This window comes from Pollutimonas rozaliensis, assembly GCF_048751585.1.
GTDB lineage: Bacteria > Pseudomonadota > Gammaproteobacteria > Burkholderiales > Burkholderiaceae_B.
On the sequence record NZ_JAZHOB010000021.1, the window covers coordinates 1 to 1,315 of the forward strand.

The window sequence follows — 1,315 nt, forward strand, 5'->3', positions numbered from 1 at the left end:
GGGATTAAGACTTACACGGAAGGTCTGATAAACCGATCCTCATAGAGGATAGCGAATTGGTTCATGGCCTGCTTCCAGTCGCGAGCAGGCCGTCCCCAGTCTGCGGTGATATTGCGCAGGGCCAGCCAGATGAGCTTGGCGGCGGCGTCCTCAGACGGGAAGTGCCCGCGGGTCTTGATAATCTTGCGCAACTGGGCGTTGATGCTCTCGATGGCATTGGTCGTATAGATCACCCGGCGCACTTCCGGCGGAAATGCGAAGAAGGGAATCACGCGGTCCCAGGCGCTGCGCCACGCGGCGCGGATCGTCGGGAATTTCTGACCCCATGGGCCTTCAGAAAAGGCATCGAGCTCGGCCTGGGCCGCCTCAGCACTCGCGGCCGTGTAGATGGGCCGGATCGCCGCGGCAAGCGCCTTGCGATCCTTCCAGGTGGCGTAATCGAGGCTGTTGCGGATCAGGTGCACGATGCAGGTTTGCAGCGTGGTCGCGGGGAATACTGCGCCCAGGGCCTCGGGCATGCCCTTCAGGCCGTCGGTCACGGCGATCAGGATATCTCCCACGCCTCGCGTCTTCAGATCGTTGAAGACCTTCATCCAGAACTTGGCGCCTTCGGTGCCTTCGATCCAAAGGCCCAGGATCTCCCTCGATCCGTCTGGCAACACGCCCAGCGCCAGGTAGATGGCCTTGTTGCGTACGACGGCGTCCTCGCGGATCTTGACTCGCAGCGCGTCGAAGAACACGACCGGATACATGGGTTCCAGGGGCCGGGACTGCCAGGCAGTGACCTCGGCCATGACCTCATCGGTCACCGAGCTGATGAACTCGGGCGAGACTTCGGTGGCGTATTGCTCCAGCAAAAATCCCTGGATCTCGCGCACCGTCATGCCTCGGGCGTACATGGCGACAATCTTGTCGTCAAAGCCCGTGAAACGCCGCTCGTGCTTCGGGATAAGCAGCGGAGTGAAGCTGCCGTCGCGATCGCGCGGTACCTCGATACGCACAGGGCCTTCCCCGGTGAGTACCGTCTTGGCTCCCTTGCCGTTGCGCTGGTTGGCGACATCGGCGGGCTTGGCGGCACCGCTGGGGTAGCCCAGGTGATGGTTCATCTCACCGCTGAGCGCACGCTCGATCAGGGCCTTCTTGAAGGCCAGTGAGGCGGCGTTGATCGCTTCGGCCGTCATCGGGCCGTCACCGAACGACGCCAACAGCTCACGGGGAATAGCCGGCAGATCCGCCAGCTTGGACTTCGGGTTGCGTGGCATAAATGCTCCTTGGACGCATGTTATGCCTTGAACACGAAATTACTGACAGGCCC

Annotated in this window: 1 protein-coding gene; it reads right to left on the bottom strand. The window is 62.0% G+C overall.

Annotation, left to right across the window (positions count from 1 at the left end; genetic code table 11):
- Window positions 1–11 precede the first annotated feature (11 nt).
- Complete coding sequence (locus V0R37_RS21785) at window positions 12–1,262, bottom strand: IS256 family transposase (protein WP_420376513.1); 1,251 nt, start codon at window positions 1,260–1,262, stop codon at window positions 12–14.
- Between the last annotated feature and the right edge of the window lie 53 nt (window positions 1,263–1,315).

Coding starts and splice junctions, on each gene's coding strand:
- V0R37_RS21785 (WP_420376513.1), bottom strand. CDS start 1,262: ATGCCACGCAACCCGAAGTCCAAGCTGGCGGATCTGCCGGCTATTCCC.